The sequence below is a fragment of the Myxococcus sp. CA056 genome (assembly GCF_013336715.1).
Classification (GTDB): Bacteria; Myxococcota; Myxococcia; order Myxococcales; family Myxococcaceae; genus Myxococcus; species Myxococcus llanfairpwllgwyngyllgogerychwyrndrobwllllantysiliogogogochensis.
On the sequence record NZ_JABUMT010000027.1, the window covers coordinates 1 to 19,572 of the forward strand.

General features: G+C 68.9%; 17 protein-coding genes and 1 pseudogene. 13 read left to right on the plus strand and 5 right to left on the minus strand.

Going from position 1 to position 19,572, the window contains the following annotated elements; translation table 11 throughout:
* Positions 1-124: 124 nt before the first annotated feature.
* A pseudogene (locus HUA76_RS44465) lies at positions 125-255 on the minus strand (IS5/IS1182 family transposase); the annotation flags it as partial.
* Between the two features lie 208 nt (positions 256-463).
* Here HUA76_RS44465 and HUA76_RS44470 point away from each other — a divergent pair.
* Positions 464-868, plus strand: a complete 405-nt coding sequence (locus HUA76_RS44470; protein ID WP_254614912.1) for a hypothetical protein — start codon at positions 464-466, stop codon at positions 866-868.
* 126 nt (positions 869-994) lie between these two features.
* Here the strand turns inward: HUA76_RS44470 and HUA76_RS44475 are convergent, their stop codons facing one another.
* Together HUA76_RS44475 and HUA76_RS44480 are read right to left on the minus strand one after the other, a co-directional pair.
* The gene (locus tag HUA76_RS44475; RefSeq protein ID WP_174464397.1) at positions 995-1,834 is read right to left on the minus strand and encodes an NAD(P)H-binding protein; all 840 of its coding nucleotides are present in this window, start codon (positions 1,832-1,834) and stop codon (positions 995-997) included.
* Complete coding sequence (locus tag HUA76_RS44480; RefSeq protein ID WP_371823624.1) at positions 1,831-2,706, minus strand: SGNH/GDSL hydrolase family protein; 876 nt, start codon at positions 2,704-2,706, stop codon at positions 1,831-1,833. Before HUA76_RS44480 ends, HUA76_RS44475 begins: the two co-directional genes overlap by 4 nt.
* Positions 2,707-2,758: 52 nt before the next feature.
* Between HUA76_RS44480 and HUA76_RS44485 the strand changes: the two genes are divergently transcribed.
* The 8 genes from HUA76_RS44485 to HUA76_RS44520 all read left to right on the plus strand — a co-directional run bounded on the left by HUA76_RS44485 (position 2,759) and on the right by HUA76_RS44520 (position 13,689).
* The gene (locus HUA76_RS44485; protein ID WP_371745498.1) at positions 2,759-3,670 is read left to right on the plus strand and encodes a LysR family transcriptional regulator; all 912 of its coding nucleotides are present in this window, start codon (positions 2,759-2,761) and stop codon (positions 3,668-3,670) included.
* Between the two features lie 218 nt (positions 3,671-3,888).
* Positions 3,889-4,089: a hypothetical protein gene (locus HUA76_RS44490; RefSeq protein WP_174452950.1), complete on the plus strand. Its 201-nt coding sequence runs from the start codon at positions 3,889-3,891 to the stop codon at positions 4,087-4,089.
* On the plus strand, positions 4,079-7,060 hold the full coding sequence (locus HUA76_RS44495; RefSeq protein WP_174464398.1) for an ATP-binding protein: 2,982 nt from the start codon (positions 4,079-4,081) through the stop codon (positions 7,058-7,060). Before HUA76_RS44490 ends, HUA76_RS44495 begins: the two co-directional genes overlap by 11 nt.
* Positions 7,057-8,424, plus strand: a complete 1,368-nt coding sequence (locus HUA76_RS44500) for a sigma-54 dependent transcriptional regulator (RefSeq protein WP_174464399.1) — start codon at positions 7,057-7,059, stop codon at positions 8,422-8,424. Before HUA76_RS44495 ends, HUA76_RS44500 begins: the two co-directional genes overlap by 4 nt.
* Before the next feature lie 200 nt (positions 8,425-8,624).
* Positions 8,625-9,734 carry a hypothetical protein gene (locus tag HUA76_RS44505; RefSeq protein ID WP_174464400.1) on the plus strand — a complete coding sequence of 370 codons (1,110 nt, stop codon included), beginning with the start codon at positions 8,625-8,627 and terminating at the stop codon, positions 9,732-9,734.
* A gap of 30 nt (positions 9,735-9,764) precedes the next feature.
* The gene (acs, locus tag HUA76_RS44510) at positions 9,765-11,729 is read left to right on the plus strand and encodes an acetate--CoA ligase (protein WP_141640704.1); all 1,965 of its coding nucleotides are present in this window, start codon (positions 9,765-9,767) and stop codon (positions 11,727-11,729) included.
* 39 nt (positions 11,730-11,768) lie between these two features.
* Entirely contained in the window at positions 11,769-12,047 is a 279-nt protein-coding gene (locus HUA76_RS44515) for a DUF485 domain-containing protein (protein ID WP_141640705.1), read from the plus strand.
* A gap of 13 nt (positions 12,048-12,060) precedes the next feature.
* Complete coding sequence (locus HUA76_RS44520; RefSeq protein WP_174464401.1) at positions 12,061-13,689, plus strand: sodium/solute symporter; 1,629 nt, start codon at positions 12,061-12,063, stop codon at positions 13,687-13,689.
* A gap of 92 nt (positions 13,690-13,781) precedes the next feature.
* Here the strand turns inward: HUA76_RS44520 and HUA76_RS44525 are convergent, their stop codons facing one another.
* Positions 13,782-14,369, minus strand: coding sequence for an RNA polymerase sigma factor (locus HUA76_RS44525; protein ID WP_371823625.1), 588 nt, complete (start codon positions 14,367-14,369; stop codon positions 13,782-13,784).
* A 58-nt stretch (positions 14,370-14,427) separates the two neighbouring features.
* Between HUA76_RS44525 and HUA76_RS44530 the strand changes: the two genes are divergently transcribed.
* The 4 genes from HUA76_RS44530 to HUA76_RS44545 all read left to right on the plus strand — a co-directional run bounded on the left by HUA76_RS44530 (position 14,428) and on the right by HUA76_RS44545 (position 17,877).
* Positions 14,428-14,985, plus strand: a complete 558-nt coding sequence (locus HUA76_RS44530; RefSeq protein WP_371823626.1) for a YeeE/YedE family protein — start codon at positions 14,428-14,430, stop codon at positions 14,983-14,985.
* A complete protein-coding gene (locus tag HUA76_RS44535; protein ID WP_371745501.1) occupies positions 14,982-15,401 on the plus strand; it encodes a DUF6691 family protein in 420 nt (139 codons plus the stop codon). Before HUA76_RS44530 ends, HUA76_RS44535 begins: the two co-directional genes overlap by 4 nt.
* Before the next feature lie 185 nt (positions 15,402-15,586).
* Positions 15,587-17,170 carry a class I SAM-dependent DNA methyltransferase gene (locus HUA76_RS44540; RefSeq protein WP_174452943.1) on the plus strand — a complete coding sequence of 528 codons (1,584 nt, stop codon included), beginning with the start codon at positions 15,587-15,589 and terminating at the stop codon, positions 17,168-17,170.
* Between the two features lie 116 nt (positions 17,171-17,286).
* The gene (locus HUA76_RS44545; protein WP_174464404.1) at positions 17,287-17,877 is read left to right on the plus strand and encodes a superoxide dismutase family protein; all 591 of its coding nucleotides are present in this window, start codon (positions 17,287-17,289) and stop codon (positions 17,875-17,877) included.
* Positions 17,878-17,935: 58 nt separating this feature from the next.
* Here the strand turns inward: HUA76_RS44545 and HUA76_RS44550 are convergent, their stop codons facing one another.
* The gene (locus HUA76_RS44550) at positions 17,936-19,525 is read right to left on the minus strand and encodes a serine hydrolase (protein ID WP_174464405.1); all 1,590 of its coding nucleotides are present in this window, start codon (positions 19,523-19,525) and stop codon (positions 17,936-17,938) included.
* Positions 19,526-19,572: the final 47 nt, after the last annotated feature.

Here is a 19,572-nt window from a genome sequence, read left to right on the forward strand (position 1 = left end):
GCGGAGGCAGCAGCGGCGCCACACGCTGCCAGAAGGCGTCGGGAACGAGTTCGCGGACCATGCACTCAAGCTGGGGATGCCCTTCGTCGGTGGCCACCCCAGCCCTGACTTTTGTTAGGTCCTCTTATCTCGGCAGGAGCGCGTGGAACCAGATGATGATGGCCGCCGCGAGGCGCGGCATTCCCAGAGAGGTGTCTTCTCCCATCGCACCAGCAGTCGTCGGAAGCGATTCAGCCAGGAGTGCCCGCGCTCCACCGTCGCGCCTTCTGTCGAGCGTGGCTCGTCTTGGTGCACACTCCTTTACCTCGTCGTAGACAGGGCCCCTGTCCACCCAGAGGTGCTTGGGAAGCGAGACATGGTTTATCAAAACGAGTGGCGTCACCGCTTTCCGATACCGCCCCATAGAGCCAGTTGCCTCGCAGGTGGCCGCCCCGTGTCGGTGGATGCCTTGCGAGTGCGGACCATGAACTTCAACCAACCCTGGCGCACTCCAGGAATCACCGAGGTGCGCTACGAAGTCATCTTGCCTGGACAATATGCAGTGGCGCTGCTCGAACGCGATTGGCCTGGATTGGTGAGCGACTACCAGCGGTTTCCCGCGCCGGATGACCCGCTGGACCAGGCCCTGCGTGCCCTCGAATGGCCCGAGCCAGCACGTGCACTCGTTGACCCGGTTGCGGCTCCTCGGATACTTGCCTTCTTCGCCCACGAGCTGCTGCTGCGCTGGTTTGACGATGGCCTCCCAGCAGGTCCCGGCTTCGTGCTCAACTCCGTTGAAGAGACAGGCATGGCCGGCACAGACGTGTGCCTCGCGGGCCATGCACGACCGCACGACCCGCGTGTGTCCTATGTCTACCAAGATGTCTGAACCCTCTCCGCCAAGGGCGCGTGCGCGAGCCCACCGCGCCTGGCACGTCGTGGCGCGGCGTTGACGCGCGCATGATGCAGCCCTCGAATTTTGGGGAGGCACAGGGTTCCTACCGAAGCTGAGCGATCAGCGAAACGCTTCGGCGTGCTGCGCGACCCAGCGGTCGAAGGAGAGCGGCCTTCGTCCGAGGACGCGCTCCACTCCTTCGTTGACGAGCGCCATCCGCCCTTCGCGGACCGCGCGCCAGATATCGACGAGCGCCGCGGCGTACGGGCCTCTACCAACGTCCGCCTGGGCCTCCTCATCGGAGATCGGCTCGAAGCGAACCGTCTTTCCGAGGGTGGCGCCGATCCGGGTGGCCATCTCGCCGTAGCTCAGCGCCTCCGGCCCTGTAATCACCAAAGACTCCCCGACGTACTCGCGCGTCGTCAGGGCCCTGGTGACGACCTCGGCGATGTCGTCCGGATGGATGAAGGCTATCTTCCCCTCGCCCGTGGAGGACCGGAGCACGCCCTCGGAGGCAATCGAATCGGCCCAGCCGAGCGCGTTCGACATGAACGCCGCCGACCGGATGAACGTGAACGAGAGGCCGCTCTCTCGAACGGCGGTCTCGCCGCGCGCATGCCATGGGCCGGTCCCCACGCCCGTGCTCACGTCCAGCGTCGAGAGCTTGACCAGGTGCTTTACCCCGGCAGCCCTGGCGGCGAGCGCGAACGCGCGATCCCAGACACCGAGCTTGGGACCACTGTTCAGGAGAAACACCGCACCAATCCCGGCGAGGGCGGCGGAGAGAGAGGCGCGCGAACCGGACAGATCGCCGACCCGGACTTCGACTCGATCCCCGAAAAGCGCTCGCGCCTTTTTCGCGTCGCGCACGAACACGCACGGGCGCTCGCCCCGTGCCAGGAGGCACCGGGTTACCCCCGAGCCGATGTTACCGGTCGCGCCGGTGACCAGATACTTCATCGCGCCCTCGCGTCGGCCCAGCCGCGCACGACTTCGAGCGCGATTCTCTTTTGCCCCTCCTGCGTGAAGTGAAGCCCGTCCTCCATGAGCAGCTCCTGCGGGGGTGGCAGGCCGAGCCTCGCGAACAGTTCGATCGCCGGCTCGTCGAAGGCGGCAATGACCTCGGCAACGCGGGCGATGTCCTCGTTGCGGAAGCGAACCCCGAAGCGGGACAACCCCCAATGCTTCGACACGCGATCTTCGAGCACCGGGGCAGGAGTTACCCACAGACACCGCGCCTTCGTCTCCCCGGAGACGCGCGTGCGGAGCTCCGCGAGGTTGCGCGCCGTCTCTTCGGGAGCGACGAGCGTCTTGCTCGGCGTCGGGCCTTGTGTTCGAGCGTCGTTCACGCCGATGAAGAACAAGATCCAGTCTGGATTCCTCGCGATGACCCCGCCGATTCGAATCAGGCCGTGCGTTGTCGTCTCACCGGCGACGGCGCTGACATCGATCGAGATTCCATCCGCGGGACGGCGCGCGGCCAACATCTCGTTCAGAATCACCGCCCACGACTGCGGATCGGAGGTGTGGCTATCGCCGAACGCGAGAACCCTCGCCCCGGGCCGCAAGGGAAGGCGGTCCACCATCGCACCCACCGCGGGATCCGCGAGCAGTTCGCGCGCGGCCTCCTTCGCGCCTGCCCGCAGGCGCCCGAGCTCGGCGGCGTAGACGTCCGGAGCGAGGCCGAGCAGGGCCGCACGCATCGGCTCGGTGAGCGCCGCAGCCCCGGGAAGCGATGCCACGGTTTGTTCTGGCTGAAGCACCTTCATGAGCCAGCGCGTCTGTTCGGTCGACCATGTCATGCGCAACGAGATACCGGACGGAACGGGCACGCACTAGTATGCTCCTCGGAAACGGACTCTTATCATGAATGCAAAAATAGACGTGGACCTCAACGACGTCGCGCTGCTCGTGCGCGTGGTGCAACGGCGGAGCTTCTCTGCCGCTGCTCGTGAGCGCGGGGTTCCCGTCTCGACGGTGAGCCGCCGCATCGCCCGGCTCGAGTCGGCGCTCGGCCTGCGGCTCCTGGAGCGCACGACGAGGACGCTTCGCCTGACGGACGCGGGGCGTAAGTACTTCGACCATGCCGAACGCGCGATGGACGACCTCGCGCAAGGCACCGGGCAGGTTCGCGAGCTCCAGGATGAACCTCGCGGCCGCGTTCGCATCGCCGCGCCGAGCGCCTTCGGCCCCGCCGTCGCCAACGTGGTCTACCTGTACCTCGCCAGGCACCCGGGGGTGTCGATCGACCTGGAGATCGACGGACGCCGCCCCGACCCCGACAGCGGCTTCGACATCGCGATCGCGACGGAAAAATTGAAAGACACCGACGACTTCGTTGCGCGCGAGGTCCGCCCGATGACCAGGAAGTTGCTGTTCGCGAGCCCGCATTACCTGAAGGCGCACGGCACGCCTCGCGGAGTCGAGGAGCTCGCCTCTCACGACTGCATCACGACGCGCGCCACGGACGGCCACGCAACGTGGACGCTCGCCCAAGGTCGCACGAAGCGACGTTTCACCTTCGCGCCGCGCCTCTACGTGAGCGAGTTCTCCGCTGCCTATCGCGCGGTGCTCGCGGGTGTCGGCATCGCGATGCTCCCCGAGTCGCTGTGCGCCCAGGATGTGAACAAGAGGCACATGGCTCGAGTCCTAGAAGACTGGGAAGGGGAGGCTGCCGGTGTCTATCTGCTCTACCGCGCCCATCGGTCGCTGACGGCGGCGGTACGGACCTGCATCGACCATCTGCTCGCGGAGCTTCCCACCATTCATCTGGTCCGCAGCGCTCGGGAGAACTGACCGGGCGTTGCTCGTGAAAACCGTCTCCCCGTCGCTGCGTGTAGCTCTTCGCGCCCCCAGAAGCTCGCGCGGACAAGGTGGTCGAGGCCGCGGATCGGCTCGGGTGGCTTCACCCACGCGACGGTTTCAACCGCGGCCATCTACAGTTCCCCCCGGCATGGGGACAGCACTTCACCGCAGTGTCACCCAGCCGTCGCCCCGCTGCTATCCTCACCACCATGAAGCGCCCCCCTGAGCAGGACGCGCCCGCGATGCCGTCGCTGCTCGTCTTCACCATCGCTGTGCTGCTCTTTGGCTCGCCGCTGCGGCGGCTGTGGTTGGCGGAGGACGCACCCGGGTACATGCCCTTCATCGTGTGGCTGGGCGTCATCGCCCTGGGAGCCTGGGCCGCCTACCGGAGCGGTGGCCATGACGCTTGAGCTGGGCTCGCTCGTCGCCGCATCCGTTGCCTATCTGCTGGTGCTGTTCCTCGTCGCCTACGCGGCCGAGCGCGGCCTCATCTCCTCGCGCATCACCCAGCACCCGCTCGTCTACGCGCTCGCGCTCGGCGTCTACGCAACGTCGTGGTCCTATTTCGGCAGCGTGGGCTACGCGGCCCGGCACGGCTTCCGCTACCTGGGCATCTACCTGGGCGTCACCCTGGCGTGTCTGCTCGTGCCCGTGCTGTGGCGCCCCCTCCTGCGCCTCACCCGTGAACTCCAGCTCACCTCGCTGGCGGACCTGCTCGCCTTCCGCTACCCGGGCCAGAGCACCGGCACCGCGGTGACACTCTTCATGCTGGCTGGCAGCCTCCCCTACCTCGCGCTCCAGGTGCGCGCGGTGGTGGAGTCCGCGAAGGTGCTGAGTCCCTCGGCCTCTCCCACGCTCGTCGGCATGGGCTTCTGCGCGGTGCTCATCGTCTTCTCCGTCCTCTTCGGCGCGCGACACCTCACCCCGCGCGAGCGACACGAAGGGTTGATGCTGGCCATCGCCTTCGAGTCCGCCGTGAAGGTGGTGGCCCTCGTGGCAGTGGGTGCCTGGGCCGTGTCGTCCGTCTTCGGCGGCGTGGACGGACTGTGGAAGTGGCTGGAGGCAAACCCGGAGGCGGTGGAGCAACTGCGTCGTCCCGCGCGCGAAGCGTCCTGGGCTCCGCTGCTGGTGCTCTCCTGCGCGGCCGCCTTCCTCACTCCGCGCAGCTACCACGTCGCATTCACCGAGGCCCCCGAGCGCGACGCCCTGTCCACCGCGACGTGGGCCTTCCCACTCGTCTTGCTGGTGATGAACCTGGCGGTGCCCGTGGTGCTGTGGAGCGGTGAAGCGCTCGCCCTGCCCTGGCCCGCGGACTTCCACCTGCTCGCGGTGCCCGCCTCGCGCGGTGCCACGGGGCTGGCGCTGGTGGCCTTCCTGGGCGGCGTGTCCGCGTCCAGCGCCATGGTCATCGTCACCACGCTGGCCCTGGCCCCCATGTGCCTCACGCACCTGGTGCTGCCCCTGGGGTACGCGCGCGGACAACCCCACCTGTACGGCTGGCTCCTGTGGGCACGCCGCCTGCTCATCGCGCTCATCATCCTCGCGGGCTACGGCTTCTACCGGCTGCTGGACACTCGCGGCCTCGGGCTCGTGGACCTGGGGCTCGTGTCCTTCGTGGCCGTGGCGCAGTTCGCTCCAGGCGTGCTCGGCCTGCTCTTCTGGAAGCGGGCCACTCGCGCGGGCCTGCTCACGGGCCTGGGCGCCGGGGCCACGATGTGGCTGCTCACGCTGGTGGTGCCGCTGTGGGCTTCGCCAGGCCTGGTCGCATGGACCCACCGCGTGGCGGTGCTGCTCGGCTTCCCTGGCGACGAACCCTGGGGCTTCTCCACCTTCGCTTCACTGACCCTCAACACGCTGGCCTTCGTCGCCGTGTCGCTGGCCACGCGACAGTCCGAATCGGAAGCCGAGGCGGCGCGAGCGTGTACGCGTGAAGCCCCGGGACTCGTCTCCGGCGGCGTAGAGGCAGGCTCGCCCCGGGAGTTCCGCGAGCGACTCGCGCCCCTACTCGGCGCCGAGGCCGCATCAGCCGAGGTCGACCGCGCGCTGGCCGGTCTGGGCATGCCCCCCGACGAGCGTCGCCCCGCGGAGCTTCGCCGCCTGCGCGACGGCGTGGAGCGAAACCTGTCCGGACTCCTCGGCCCTGTGCTGGCGCGCCTGACGGTGGAGGAAGCGCTCCGACTGGGGCCCGGCACACGCGCGGCCCTGGCCGAGCAACTCCGCTTCGTGGAGGAACGCCTGCGCGATGCCCGGGGCATGCAGGGCCCGGTACACGCGGTGGAGGCCGTGCGGCGCTATCTGCGGCGCATCCTGGAAGACCTGCCGCTCGGCGTGTGCGCGGTGGGCCCGGACGGAGAAGTGGTCATCTGGAACGCGGCGCTGGAGCGACTGTCCGGCGTGGAGGAGCACGCGGCGCGCGGTCATCCCCTGGCCGCCCTGCCCTCTCCCTGGGGTCCGCTGTTGTCCGGCTTCGCGACCGGCGCCGAGGCGGACACCGAGACGCGCGTCACGGTGGGCGACGGTGAGCGAACGCTGCGCCTCCACCGCTCACGGCTCACGCCCGACGAGGAAGGTGGCAGCGCCTCGGAGGGCATGGCGCTGCTCGTGGAGGACCTGACGGCGCGCAAGGCCGTGGATGCGCGACTCGCGCACCAGGACCGGCTGGCCTCTCTGGGGCGCGTGGCGGCGGGCGTGGCGCACGAAATTGGCAATCCACTGACGGCCATCGCCAGCCTGACGCAGAACCTCAAGTACGAGCTGGATGACGCGGACGCGGTGAAGGAACGCACCCTCCTCATCCTCCAGCAGTGCCGCCGCATCGACGCGATTGTGCGCGCGCTGGTGGGCTTCAGCCACGCGGGTACGGTGGGCGGGGAGGCTCGCCCGTTCGCGCGCGTGGAGGTCGGCCCCTTGCTGACCGAGGCCGTGCAGCTCGCTCGACTGGCGCGCGCGTCGACGAAGTCTCGCGGCGTGCGCTTCGAGCACCACAGCCCCGAAGGACTCGTCGTCCAAGGCGACTCGCAGCGCCTGGAGCAGGTGCTCGTGAACCTCCTGACCAACGCCGTGGACGCGTCCCCCGAAGGCGCGAGCGTGGAGTTGGAAGCGGAGTCCTCGAGCGGACGCATCCATCTGCGCGTGCTGGACCGGGGGCACGGCATCCCCTCTGAACTCTCGCAGCGGGTCTTCGAACCCTTCTTCACCACGAAGCAGCCAGGCGAGGGCACGGGCCTTGGGCTCGCGCTGGTGGCGGGCATCGTCCGGGAGCACGGCGGCACCATTCAGGTGGACAGTCGGACGGGTGGAGGGACTACCGTGACGGTGAGCCTGCCCGACGCGCGCGGCGTGGAGTCGAGCTCGCGTCCAGGTCCGGGAGCCACCGCATGAGTCGCATCCTGGTCATCGAGGACGAGCCCATCATCCGCACGGAGCTGCGGCGGTTGCTCGTGCGCGCGGGACACGACGTGTCGGAAGCGGGCGCGGTGCAGGAAGCCGCGAGCGACTACGCGCTCGACTCCTTCGACCTGGTGCTGTCGGACCTGCGCCTGCCGGGCGCGCCGGGCACGGACGTCATCGCCCTATGCCCGGGCGTCCCCGTGCTCATCATGACGAGCTACGCCACGGTGAAGTCCGCCGTGGACGCGATGAAGCTGGGCGCCGTGGACTACATCGCCAAGCCCTTCGACCACGACGAGCTGCTGCTCCAGGTCGAGCGCGTGCTGCGCGAGGGGAAGCTCACCCGACAGAACGCCGCGCTCAAGCGCGAGGTGGAGCAGGCCTATCCCGTGAGCGGAATGGTGGGGAGCAGCCCCGCGATGCGCGACGTGTTCGAGCGCATCCGCAAGGTCGCGCCCTCCCCCGCCACCGTGCTGGTACTCGGGGAGTCCGGCACGGGCAAGGAGCTGGTCGCCCGTGCCCTCCATGCACAGAGCCCTCGCGCGGACGGCCCGCTGGTGTCGGTGAACTGCGCGGCGATTCCAGAGGGCCTGCTGGAGAGCGAGCTGTTCGGCCACGAGAAGGGCGCCTTCACCGGCGCGCTCACCGCGCACGCGGGGCTCGTGGAAGCCTCGCACGGCGGCACCCTCTTCCTGGACGAAGTGGGCGAACTGCCCGCGGCCGCGCAGGCCCGGCTCCTGCGCATGCTCCAGGACGGTGAGGTGCGGCGCGTGGGCTCCACGCGGCCTCGCAAGGTGGACGTGCGCATCGTCGCCGCCACGCACAGGGACTTGCCGCGTCGCGTGCAGGAGGGCGTCTTCCGGCAGGACCTCTACTTCCGGCTGCGCGTGGTAGAGATCCGCACTCCGCCCCTGCGCGAGCGCGGCGAGGACCTGCCCGTGCTGGCGAAGTACCTGCTGGAGAAGGCCTGCCGGAAGCTCGGCCGCGCTCCCGCCACGCTGTCACCGGAAGCGCTGCTGGCGCTGACCGTCCATCCCTGGCCCGGCAACGTGCGCGAGCTGGAGAACGCCCTGGAGCGCGCGGTCATCCTCGCGGACGGCCCCGTCATCACCCCCGACCTGCTCGCGCTGGAGCTGCCCGGCGGCGAGGCGCGTCCTCCCACCACCGACGCACCCGCGCCCGTCGAGCCAGAAGCCGAGGAGGCGAGCGGCTCCATGGAGGAGTACTTCCGACGCTTCGTGCTCGAGCACCAGGAGCACATGGGCGAGACGGAGCTGGCGAAGCGGTTGGGCATCAGCCGCAAGGCGCTGTGGGAGAAGCGCCAGAAACTCGGCCTCCCGCGCACTCGCGCATGACGCACCGCCCTCAGGGCAGGCGCGTTGTCACCGGCCAACGTCTTCCGTCGCGCGCGCTTCGTTACGACGCATTGCACGAATCGTTACCGAGGTAACGCCCACGTCACCTTCCGTAACATCCTGACGCGGCGAGCCAACCTGCAAGGTCTTGAATCTTCGCGTGGCGGCAATTGGCCGGAGTGTTGCTCTGGGCGACGGGCATGCCCCTCCCCCCCACGCGTCCGTTGCCGCTGCTGCTGACGCTCGCGGTCGCCCTGCTGCCTCTGGGCTCCGCGGTCGCCGGGAAGATCACCATCAACGACGAGGCGAACCTCAACATCAACCTGTTGCTGCAACCCCAGGCCCAGTTCATCAAGGACGGGGCGCCCGTCGGACACGTGGGCACCGACTTCTTCCTGCGCCGCGTGCGGCTGCTCGTCTTCGGCAACGTCACGAAGCGGCTGTCCTTCTTCATGGAGACGGACCAGCCCAACTTCGGCAAGGACGGCAACTACAACGTCGACTTCTTCGTCCAGGATGCCTTCGCCTCCTACGAGTTCGTCGACAAGCTCTGGGTGGACGTGGGGTTCCTGATTGCCCCGCTGTCGCGCCACAACCTCCAGGGCGCCATCGCGCTCAACACCGTCGACTTCCACTCCAACCTCATCCGCTTCACGCCGGGCGTCGGAAAAATCTGGCGCGACATGGGCGTGCAGCTGCGCGGCTTCGTGGGTCCGCTCGGCTTCCGAGCCGCCATCCTCAACGGCGCGGAGGGCACCGTCCGGGAGGACGCGCCCGCCATCAACCCGGATGACATCCCCCGAGGCGTGGCGATGGTGCGGTGGAACTTCCTCACCCGTGAGGAGGACCTCTTCTTCCAGGGCATCTACTTCACCGAGAAGCCCCACCTCTCCGTGGGCGCGGGCGCGGACTATCAGCCCTCCGCCGTCGCGACGGCCAGCGGCGTGCACGACTCGGTGGCCTTCTCGGCGGACGTGTTCCTGGACTGGCCCATGGGCAATGACCAGGAGCTCGTATTCCAGACGGGCGTGTACACCTACCGCCAGGGGATGGACAGCCCGCAGAGCGGCACGGGCTTCCTGTCCGAGCTCGGCTATCGCATCGGCCACGTGGAGCCGCTGGTGTCCGTCGAGTACTTCAACTCGCGCGTCGTGGCGCAGGACGCATTCGTGGTGAGGCCTGGCTTCAACCTCTGGTTCCAGAAGCACACCTTCAACCTGAAGACGGAGGTCGCCATCTCCCGCCTGGGCGACATCTCCGAGGTGGACACCGGCATCACCGGCACCGCGCAGCTCCAGTTCTTCTACTGACGCCCCCTGCTCTCCCCGAGGTCACCTCCGATGACTGCCGCGAAGGATTCGTTCGTCTCGCCCAAGGAGCACTTCTCCCGTCACGCCCACGTGAAGACGCTGGAGGACTACCGCGACCTCTATCAAAAAAGCCTGAATGAGCCCGACGCCTTCTGGGGTGAGCAGGCCCAGCGGCTCACCTGGTTCCATCCCCCGGAGGCCATCCGCGAGGTGGACGCGGAGCAGGTGGACTTCTCCTGGTTCAGCGGCGGCAAGCTCAATGCCGCGTACAACTGCGTGGACCGCCACGCGCGGGAGCGCCCCGGCAAGGCCGCCATCATCTGGGCGAAGAACGAGCCGGGCGAATACCAGACCATCACCTTCCGGGAGCTCCAGCACCACGTCGGCCGCGTGGCCAACGTGCTCAAGGCCCACGGCGTCCGCAAGGGCGACCGCGTCTGCATCTACCTGCCGATGATTCCGGAGCTGGCGTACACCATGCTCGCGTGCGCGCGGCTCGGCGCGGTGCACTCGGTGGTGTTCGCGGGCTTCTCCTCGGAGTCGCTGCGCGAGCGCATCCTCGACTGCGGCGCCAGGGTGCTCGTCACCGCGAACGAGGGTCCACGCGGGCCCAAGGCCGTTCCCACCAAGGCCATCGCGGACGAGGCCGTCGAGGGCCTCACCCAGGTGACGTCCGTGCTCGTGGTGCGGCGCACGTCGCGCGAAGTGCCCATGTCCGAGGGGCGCGACTTCTGGCTGGACGTGGAGATGGCGCGCCACCGCGGCGTCTGTCCCGCCGAGTGGATGGACGCGGAGGACCCGCTCTTCATCCTCTACACCTCCGGCTCCACCGGGAAGCCCAAGGGCGTGCTGCACACCACGGGCGGCTATCTCGTGTATGCGGCGACCACGCACCACTACGTCTTCGACGCGCGGCCGGACGACGTGCACTTCTGTACGGCGGACCTGGGCTGGGTGACGGGCCACAGCTACCTGCTCTACGGCCCGCTCATCAACGGCACCACCACCGTCCTGTTCGAGTCCACGCCGACGTACCCCGACGCGGGCCGGCTGTGGCAGGTGGTGGACGACGTGAAGGCCACCGTCATCTACACCGCGCCCACCGCGTTGCGCGCGCTCATCCGGGAGGGCGACGCGTGGGTGAAGAAGTCCTCGCGCAAGTCGCTGCGCCTGTTGGGCAGCGTGGGCGAGCCCATCAACCCGGAGGTCTGGCGCTGGTACCACGACGTGGTGGGCGAGGGCCGCAACCCCATCATCGACACGTGGTGGCAGACGGAGACGGGCGGCATCCTCATCTCCCCGCTGCCGGGCGCGACGCCGTGCAAGCCGGGCTCCGCCACCCTGCCCTTCTTCGGCGTGGAGCCGGTGCTGCTCGACGACGAGGGCCGAGTCATCGAGGGCAACGGCGTCAGCGGCAACCTGTGTCTGGCGCGCTCCTGGCCCGGGCAGGCGCGCACGCTGTATGGCCACCACCAGCGTTTCGTGGAGACGTACTACTCGCGCTTCCCCAACCTGTACTTCACCGGTGATGGCTGCCGCCGCGACGAGGACGGCTACTACTGGATTACGGGCCGCGTGGATGACGTCCTCAACGTCTCCGGTCACCGCCTGGGCACCGCGGAGGTGGAGAGCGCGCTCGTCGCGCACGAAGCCGTGGCCGAGGCCGCCGTGGTGGGTTTCCCTCATGACATCAAGGGCACGGGCGTGTGCGCCTTCGTCACGGTGAAGCCGGACTGGCTGGAGACGTCCACGGAGCAGATGGTGGGCGCGCTCAAGGAGCAGGTGCGCCACGTCATCGGCCCCATCGCCACGCCGGACCGTGTGGTCGTGGTCAATGGCCTGCCCAAGACGCGCTCCGGCAAGATTCTGCGCCGCATGCTGCGCAAGATTGCGTCCGGCGAGACGGAGAACCTGGGTGACGCCAGCACCCTGGCCGACCCCGCCGTGCTGGATGAACTGCTCACCAAGGGCGCGCCCGTGCGGGCGAAGCCCTGATTCCCCCTCGGTCTTCCGACGTCACACTGGAGGCAAGAAATGTCCTCGAAATCCCAAGAAGACGCCCTGGAAGCACTCGCCGCGTCGCGCTGGCGGGTGGCCGCCGTCCTGACGGTGGCCACGTTGGTGGCGTACTTCGGCTTCATCCTGCTGGTGGCCTTCAACAAGCCGCTGATGGGCCATCAGATAGCCCCCGGCCTGTCGGTGGGAATCCTCCTGGGCGCTGTCGTCATCGTCACCGCCTGGGCGCTGACGGGCATCTACATGATCTGGGCGAACGGCAAGTACGACCGCGCCCTGAGCCAACTGCGTCGCTGAGAGCGAGCCTCGAATGAACCCCACATCGACACCGGGCACGCAGCTGGGCCAGCCCAACAGCACGGCCATCTTCTTCTTCCTCCTCTTCGTCGGTGTCACCCTGGCAATCACGTACTGGGCAGCGCGCAAGACGAAGACGACCTCGGAGTTCTTCGCGGCCGGCGGCGGGGTGAGCGCCCTGCAGAACGGCTTCGCCCTCGCGGGCGACTACATGAGCGCCGCCAGCTTCCTGGGCATCGCCGGCCTCGTCGCCATGTCCGGCTTCGACGGGCTCATCTACTCGGTGGGCTGGCTGGTGGGCTGGCCGGTGGTGACGTTCCTCATCGCCGAGCCGCTGCGCAACCTGGGCAAGTACACCTTCGCGGACGTGGTGGCGTATCGCCTCAAGCAGACGCCGGTGCGACTGGCCGCCGCGCTGGGCACGCTCACCGTGGTGAGCTTCTATCTGATTGCGCAGATGGTGGGCGCCGGCAACCTCATCCACCTGCTCTTCGGCCTGTCCTACGAGGTCGCCGTCGTCATCGTCGGCGCGGTGATGATTCTCTACGTGCTCTTCGGCGGAATGATTGCCACCACGTGGGTGCAAATCGTGAAGGCCGTGCTGCTGCTCGCGGGCGCGTCCGCGCTGGCCGGAGCGGTGCTGTACAAGTTCGGCTTCAACCCGCTGGCGCTCTTCAACGCGGCGGCCACGCAGTACGGCGCGCAGACGCTGGCGCCGGGCGCGCTGGTGAGCAACCCGCTGGAGACGATTTCACTGGGGCTGGCGCTGATGTTCGGCACGGCGGGCCTGCCGCACATCCTGATGCGCTTCTACACGGTGCCCAACGCGAAGGCGGCGCGCAGCAGCGTGTTCTACGCCACGGGCCTCATCGGCTACTTCTACCTGGTGACGTTCATCCTCGGCTTCGGCGCGTCGGTGCTGGTGGGCCGGCAGGCGATTACCAGCGTGGACAAGGGCGGCAACATGGCGGCGCCCATGCTGGCGGAAGTCGTCGGCGGCACGGGCTTTCTGGGCTTCATCTCCGCGGTGGCCTTCGCCACCATCCTCGCGGTGGTGGCCGGCCTGACGCTGTCCGGCGCGGCGGCGCTGTCCCACGACTTGTGGTCCAGCGTGGTGCGCAAGGGCGAGGCGCCCGAGCACGAGCAGCTCAAGGTGGCGCGGCTCGCCAGCCTCTTCCTCGGCGTGCTGGCCGTGGTGCTGGGCGTGGCCTTCAAGGGACAGAACGTGGCCTTCATGGTGGGCCTGGCGTTCGCCATCGCCGCGAGCGCCAACTTCCCCGCACTGCTCCTGTCCATGGCGTGGAAGAAGTTCACCACGTATGGAGCGGTGGCCAGCATGCTGACGGGCTCGTTCAGCGCGGTGCTGCTCATCTTCCTGTCGCCCACCGTACAAGTGGACCTGCTGAAGAACACGAGCGCGCTGTTTCCGCTGAAGAACCCAGGCATCATCACCATGCCGTTGGCTTTCGTCGTGGGAGTCCTCGTGTCGCTGTTGTTCCCGGAGCGCGAGTCCAGCGAGCGCTTCGCGGAGGTGAAGCACCGGATGCACATGGGCGCGGTCCAGCCCCCCGTGCCCGTCGCGGCGAAGGTGGCCGCGGCGACCTCCAAGGCGACACCGCCTCCCACGCCCAGCAAGGCGTAAACGCCACCGAGTAGCCCTCCTCCGTCATTGCTCCTGGGGAGGAGGGCGGGGGTGGGGCCTGGGCCTCCAAGGAGCCTGGGTCCCGCCCCTCTTCAGGAGTCCGCGTCCCCTCGCGCCAGTCGCTCCCGCAGCCGCATCCGCGCGCGGTGAAGCCGGCTCTTGTGGGCCCGAACGTCGATGCCCGTCAGCCGCGCGGCCTCCTCGGCCGACAGGCCCTCCACGTCCCGGAGGAGCAGCGCCTCACGGTCCGACGCGGACAGTGCCGCGAGCGCGTCCCGGAGCATCGCCCCCATCTTCCGCGCGTGGGCCACCTCGTCGGGAGCACGCTCCAGGGAGGGCACGGCCCTCACGGCCTCGGCGTCGAAGGGAAGTCGCTCCCCGCCCCGCGCCTCCCGCCGCCGCTCGCGCGAGCAGTGGGAGCGGGCCACCTGGTAGAGCCACGTGGACAGGCGCGCCTGCTCCCGGAACGCATGGAGGCCGCGAAAGGCGGTCATCAGCGTCTCTTGAAGCACGTCGCGGGCCTCCTCCTCGGAGCCGCACAGTCGCAGCCCGAAGCGGTACACCGGCGAGGCGTACCGGGCGAGCAGCGCCTCCAGTGCCTCCCGGTCTCCCTCGCGCGCCGCCGCGACGAGCGTCGCGTCGCTCCGGGTGCGCTTCGTTGCCCTGCTCGAAACAGCCACGCGCCTGCTCCCTCTTGTCCAGGGGTGATGAGCGGCCGGGCCCTCGCGCGCCGCGAGCGTGGCCCACCGCATCCGACACGAACAACACCGGGCCCTGAATCCTTTTTCCGCCCACGCGACTCTCACCGACAGGACGGGGCGTGTCACCCTCGCTCCTCGGACTTCTCTCTTCTCGTCAGGTGCACTCACCATGAATGCGGTCCTCCTTCCCCTCCTGGGGGGCGTCCTCATCGGACTCAGCGCGGCCCTCCTCCTGCTCTTCAACGGCCGCATCGCGGGCATCAGCGGAATCACCGGAGGACTCCTGTCCGCCGCGCCGGCCGACCGGGGCTGGCGCGCGTCCTTCCTCGGCGGGCTCGCGGTGGGGGGCGTGCTGCTGGCGACCTTCCGCCCGGAGTCGCTCGGTCCCCCGGTCCTCACCAGCGTGGGCGCGACGCTCGTCGCCGGGCTCCTGGTGGGCTTCGGCACCCAGCTGGGCGGCGGTTGCACCAGCGGCCACGGCGTCTGTGGCCTCGCCCGAGGCTCCAAGCGCTCACTCGTGGCCACCCTGACGTTCATGGCGACGGGCGCCATCGCCGTCTTCATCTCCCGACATGTACTGGGAGGTGTTTCGTGAAGGCCGCGCTCATGGCGGGAGTGGCGGGGCTGCTCTTCGCGCTGGGGCTGGGGCTGGGGGGAATGACGGACCCGGCGAAGGTGGTGGGTTTCCTCGATGTGGCGGGAAGCTGGAACCCGAGCCTCGCCTTCGTCATGGCCGGTGCGCTGGGCACCTACGCGCTGCTCCGCCGGCTCATCCTGCGACGGGCGCGGCCCGTGCTCGCGGACCGATTCCCTGCTCCGCCACAAGCCGACGTGGACGGCCGCCTCGTCGCGGGCTCGGCGCTCTTTGGCATCGGGTGGGGCTTGTCAGGCTATTGCCCCGGCCCCGCCCTCGTGTCGCTCCCGGTGGGAGGCACGACGGTGCTGCTCTTCGTCGGGGCGATGCTGGTGGGAATGGGCGCGTTTCGCGGAATGTCGAGGCAACCTGGGTAGGCTGGCGACTTGCGCACAACCCGCCGTGAGGGCGGTGCGGGCTTGCGTCACGCATTGCGGGGCCGCGAATCTCAGACTTCCGGGCATGTGAATTGATTGGGACATCACATCGTGGGCTTTGAGTGCGTTTGCAAAGCTTTGGATGGATCACCCTCCGCGTCAGTGCTGGCTAGGATGAGTCCTCGATGCCACGCGCCGCGAACAGGATGCTGGACGTCGACGAAGAAAAGCTCGTCCACCAGTTCCCCGGGCTGGACCGCAAGGCGGTGGGGGCGTTCTTCACGCCCGCGCCCCTGGTGGAACGCACGCTATCGCTCGCGATGGCGCACCTGGGAGCTGGACCCCTCACGGTGGTGGACCCCGCCTGTGGGGCAGGAGCCTTCTTGTCGGCGGCCTCGAAGCTCTGGCCTGGAGCACGGCTGTGCGGGCTGGAGTTGGACCCCGCCGTGGCCAGACTCTGTCAGGCCCGGGTCCCGGAAGCCGACGTGCGCGAAGGCGACACGCTGCGAGGTGGGATGGAGCCCATGCTCGCGACGACGCCTCCGGAGCATCGCGAGCTGTGGGTGGGCAACCCGCCCTACAACGGCACCTCGCCCGTCCTGAAGGACCCGAGCGCCTACGCGAAGCTGCGCGCCCTGCTCCCGCTGGCGCTCCCACCGGGCACCAGCCTGCGGGACGACTTCGCCTTCTTCCTCCTGGTCGCCGCGCACCGGCTCTCCACGCGGCCCGGCGTGCTCGCCTTCATCACCCCGGCGAGCTTGCTGGACGCCTTCCTCTACGCGCCGCTGCGCCAGTCGCTGCTGCGCATGCTCACGCTGCGCGAGGTGGTGGACCTGGGCCCTGGCGCCTTCGCCGGCACGCAGGTGCGCACGTGCATCACCGTGTGGTCCTCGCTTCCGGGCCACGTGGACCCGCCGCGCTTCGAGCGCCGTGGCGAATGGCAGCACTTCACGCCGGAGGCGCCCGAGTGGCGCCTGGCACCTACCACGCCGGAGGCCAGCGCCTTGGATGCACGGTGGAGCGCGGAAGGCGAGGCCCTCACCACGTTGGTGCCGGTGAGCCTGCCCGGGGTGAAGACGCGCTTCGACGAGCTGCTGGTGGACGCGGACCCGGAGCGCCTGTTGGCGCGCATCCGCGCCTTCGCCGCGTCGCCCCTGGAGGAGTTGCCGGAGTTCGCGCGGGTGCATGGGCTGTCGGAGGAGCTGCTGCCGAAGCTGCGCGCGCTCAAGGTGGGCACGCCGCTGGAGGTGGACGCGAAGCACCTGCGGCCCTTCTACCGGTACGGAGGGGCCCGGCACCGGGGCACGCTGCCACCGGAGACTCGCGCGTTCTGCTACCTGGACCGGCGCCTGATTCCCCGGGGAGACCACCGGCTGCGCGGCCCGTATGACCCTCACGTGGGCGCGGTGAAGCTCCTCTTCAACGTGCGCGAGCTGCCCCTGTCCGCCGCGCTGCTGGAGGAAGAGGGCTGCGTCCATGACCACCGGCACGCGCGGTTCGCGCCCCTGTACGTCCCCAAGCGACTGAGGGACGAGGGGCTGCGCGTCACCCGCTCCTCCACGTCCGCGGAGGAGCTGGGTCCCCTGGTGCCCAACCTGTCGCCCAGGGGGCTGGAGTGGGCGGAGACGTTGGGCGGTCCCCTGCCCGCCTTCCAGGCCATCGTGCGCTTCCTCAATGGACCCGACGTGCAGCGCGTCTGGGCTCCGGCCTTCGGGGCGTCGCGCGTGGTGCCGGTGCCGTTGCTGGTGCCGCCTCCAGGCCAGGAGTGAGCCTGTGTGTGGCGGGGCGTCTGCCCGCCCGCACGGTTTCCCAGCGGGGTGCGGAAACAACCGCTAGTGTCCACCTTCGCCGAGCTGATTTCCCCTCTGAAGGAAGGACCTACTTCATGAAGATTCGCGCGCTGCTCACCGCCACCGTTCTCACCGCCGCTGCTCCCGTGCTGGCCCAGGCCCCCGCGGCCCCGCCGCCCGCCGCGCCCGCGCAGGAGACTCCCGCTCCCGCACCCGCGAAGAAGGTGATTCCGCCGGGTGAGACGGCGAAGGCGCCGGTGAAGGACGCGCAGGGCAAGGACGTGGGCGAGGTCACCTTCGAGCAGACCAAGCAGGGCGTGGTCATCAAGGGCACGCTGCATGACCTGCCTCCGGGTCAGCATGCCTTCCACATCCACGAGATGGGCAAGTGCGAGGCGCCGGACTTCAAGACGGCGGGCGGCCACTTCAACCCGACGAAGAAGGCGCACGGGATGATGTCGCCGAAGGGCAAGCACGTGGGCGACCTGCCCAACCTCCACGTGGGCCAGGACGGCAAGGTGCAGTTCGACACGTTCTCCCAGAACGGGCTCACCGTGAAGTCGCTGTTCGACAAGGACGGCTCCGCGGTCGTCGTCCACACCAAGGAAGACGACTACCAGACGGACCCGACGGGTGATGCCGGCGGCCGCATCGCGTGCGGCGTGGTGGAGAAGCAGCAGCCGTAACGCGTCGTCCGCGAGGAGGCCCCGCCTGGCATCTCGGCCAGGCGGGCAGCTCCCGACCTCAGTGCACCGGCAGCGCGACGGCGCTCGGGGCCTCCTTCACGGGCGTGAAGAGCAGGTCCTGGAAGTCGAAGCTGAAGTCGGTGAGCGGCGAGACAGGCTGCATCCGCATCTCGCCCACCGTGCCATCCGGCTTCAGCGAGAAGGACACGAAGGCATCGGCGTTGAGCGAGCGGTCCTTCCAGCGCGCGACGAAGGTGTCGTATTGCCAGTGCTCCAGCTCGCCGACGAGGCCGGGCGTCCTGCTGAAGCGCAGCACCAGCTTCTGCGCCTCGCGCGTCAGCGTCACGTCGCCGTACCACGCGTCGCGGAACTTCCCCGCGTAGGCCTCGAGCGGCAGCGACGGCTTGCTCTCGGTCTTCCTGCCCTCCTTGAGGCTGGCGACCTGTCCCTCCGCCTTCGCCTTCTTCGCGTCGTCATCCGCCTTGAACGCGGCGACCCAGTCCGTCGCGGGCGCGCCCATGAACGCATCCAGCACCGTCCACACCGGGACCTCAATCGTGCCGCGCTCCTCCTGGTTCGTCAGCACGGCGATGCCCAGCCCCAGCTCCGGCACCAACATCACCCGTGAGTAGTAGCCCGGCAGCGCGCCACCGTGGCCCACCAGCTTGTAGCCCCGGTAGTCCCGCAGCGACCAACCCAGTCCATACGCGGCGAAGTTCGCGCGCAGCGCCGCCAGGGGCTTGGAGGGCTCGGTGACGGTCATCACCGTCTGCGCGGCCCACATCTCGCGGGACTGGCCCTCGCTGAACAGCCGCTTCTTGCCCTCGGTGCCGGGAATCACACCCCGGGCCAGCTGCGTCAGCATCCACTTCGACAAGTCGTTGACGCTGGAGTTGATGGCCGCCGCGGGCGCGTTGTTGTCGAAGCCCATGGCGGGGATGGTCTTGAGCACGCCATCCGCCTTCGCGTGCGGCGTCGCGATGTTGCTGCCCACGCGCAGCGCCTTCGACAGCGTGCTGCTGTCGCGCATGCCCACCGGCGTGAAGATGCGCTCGCGCACGAAGTCCCGCCAGTGCCGGCCGCTCACCTTCTCGATGACCTTGCCGGCCACGAGGTAGAGGATGTTGTCGTAGTTGTAGCGGCTGCGAAAACTCGTCGCCGGGCGGATGTGCCGCAGCTTGGAGACAATCTCGTCCTCCGTGAAGGTGGACTGCGGGAAGTAAAGCAGGTCTCCCGCGCCGAGCCCCAGCCCGCTGCGGTGGACGAGCAAATCCCGCACCGTCAGCTCGCGGGTGACGTACGGGTCGAACATCTGGAACGACGGCAGGTGGTCGACGACGCGGTCGTCCCACTGGAGCTTGCCTTCGTCGACGAGCATCGCCAGCGCCGCCGCCGTGAAGGCCTTGCTGTTGGAGGCGATGCCGAACAGCGTGTCCGCCGTCACCGGCGCAGCGTCACCCAGCCTGCGCACGCCATAGCCCTTGGACAGCACCACCTTGCCGTCCTTCACCACGGCCAGGGCCACGCCCGGCACGTCGAAGGTCTTCATCGCCTTCTGAATCGTGGCGTCCAGGTCCGGGGGCAGCGACTGGGCGAACGTCGGGGACAGCGGAAGGAAGACGAGCAGGAGCGCGAGGACGTGACGCACGAGGACTCCGAGATGGGGTGCGGGTCGTAAAGCCCCTGTCTACCCCA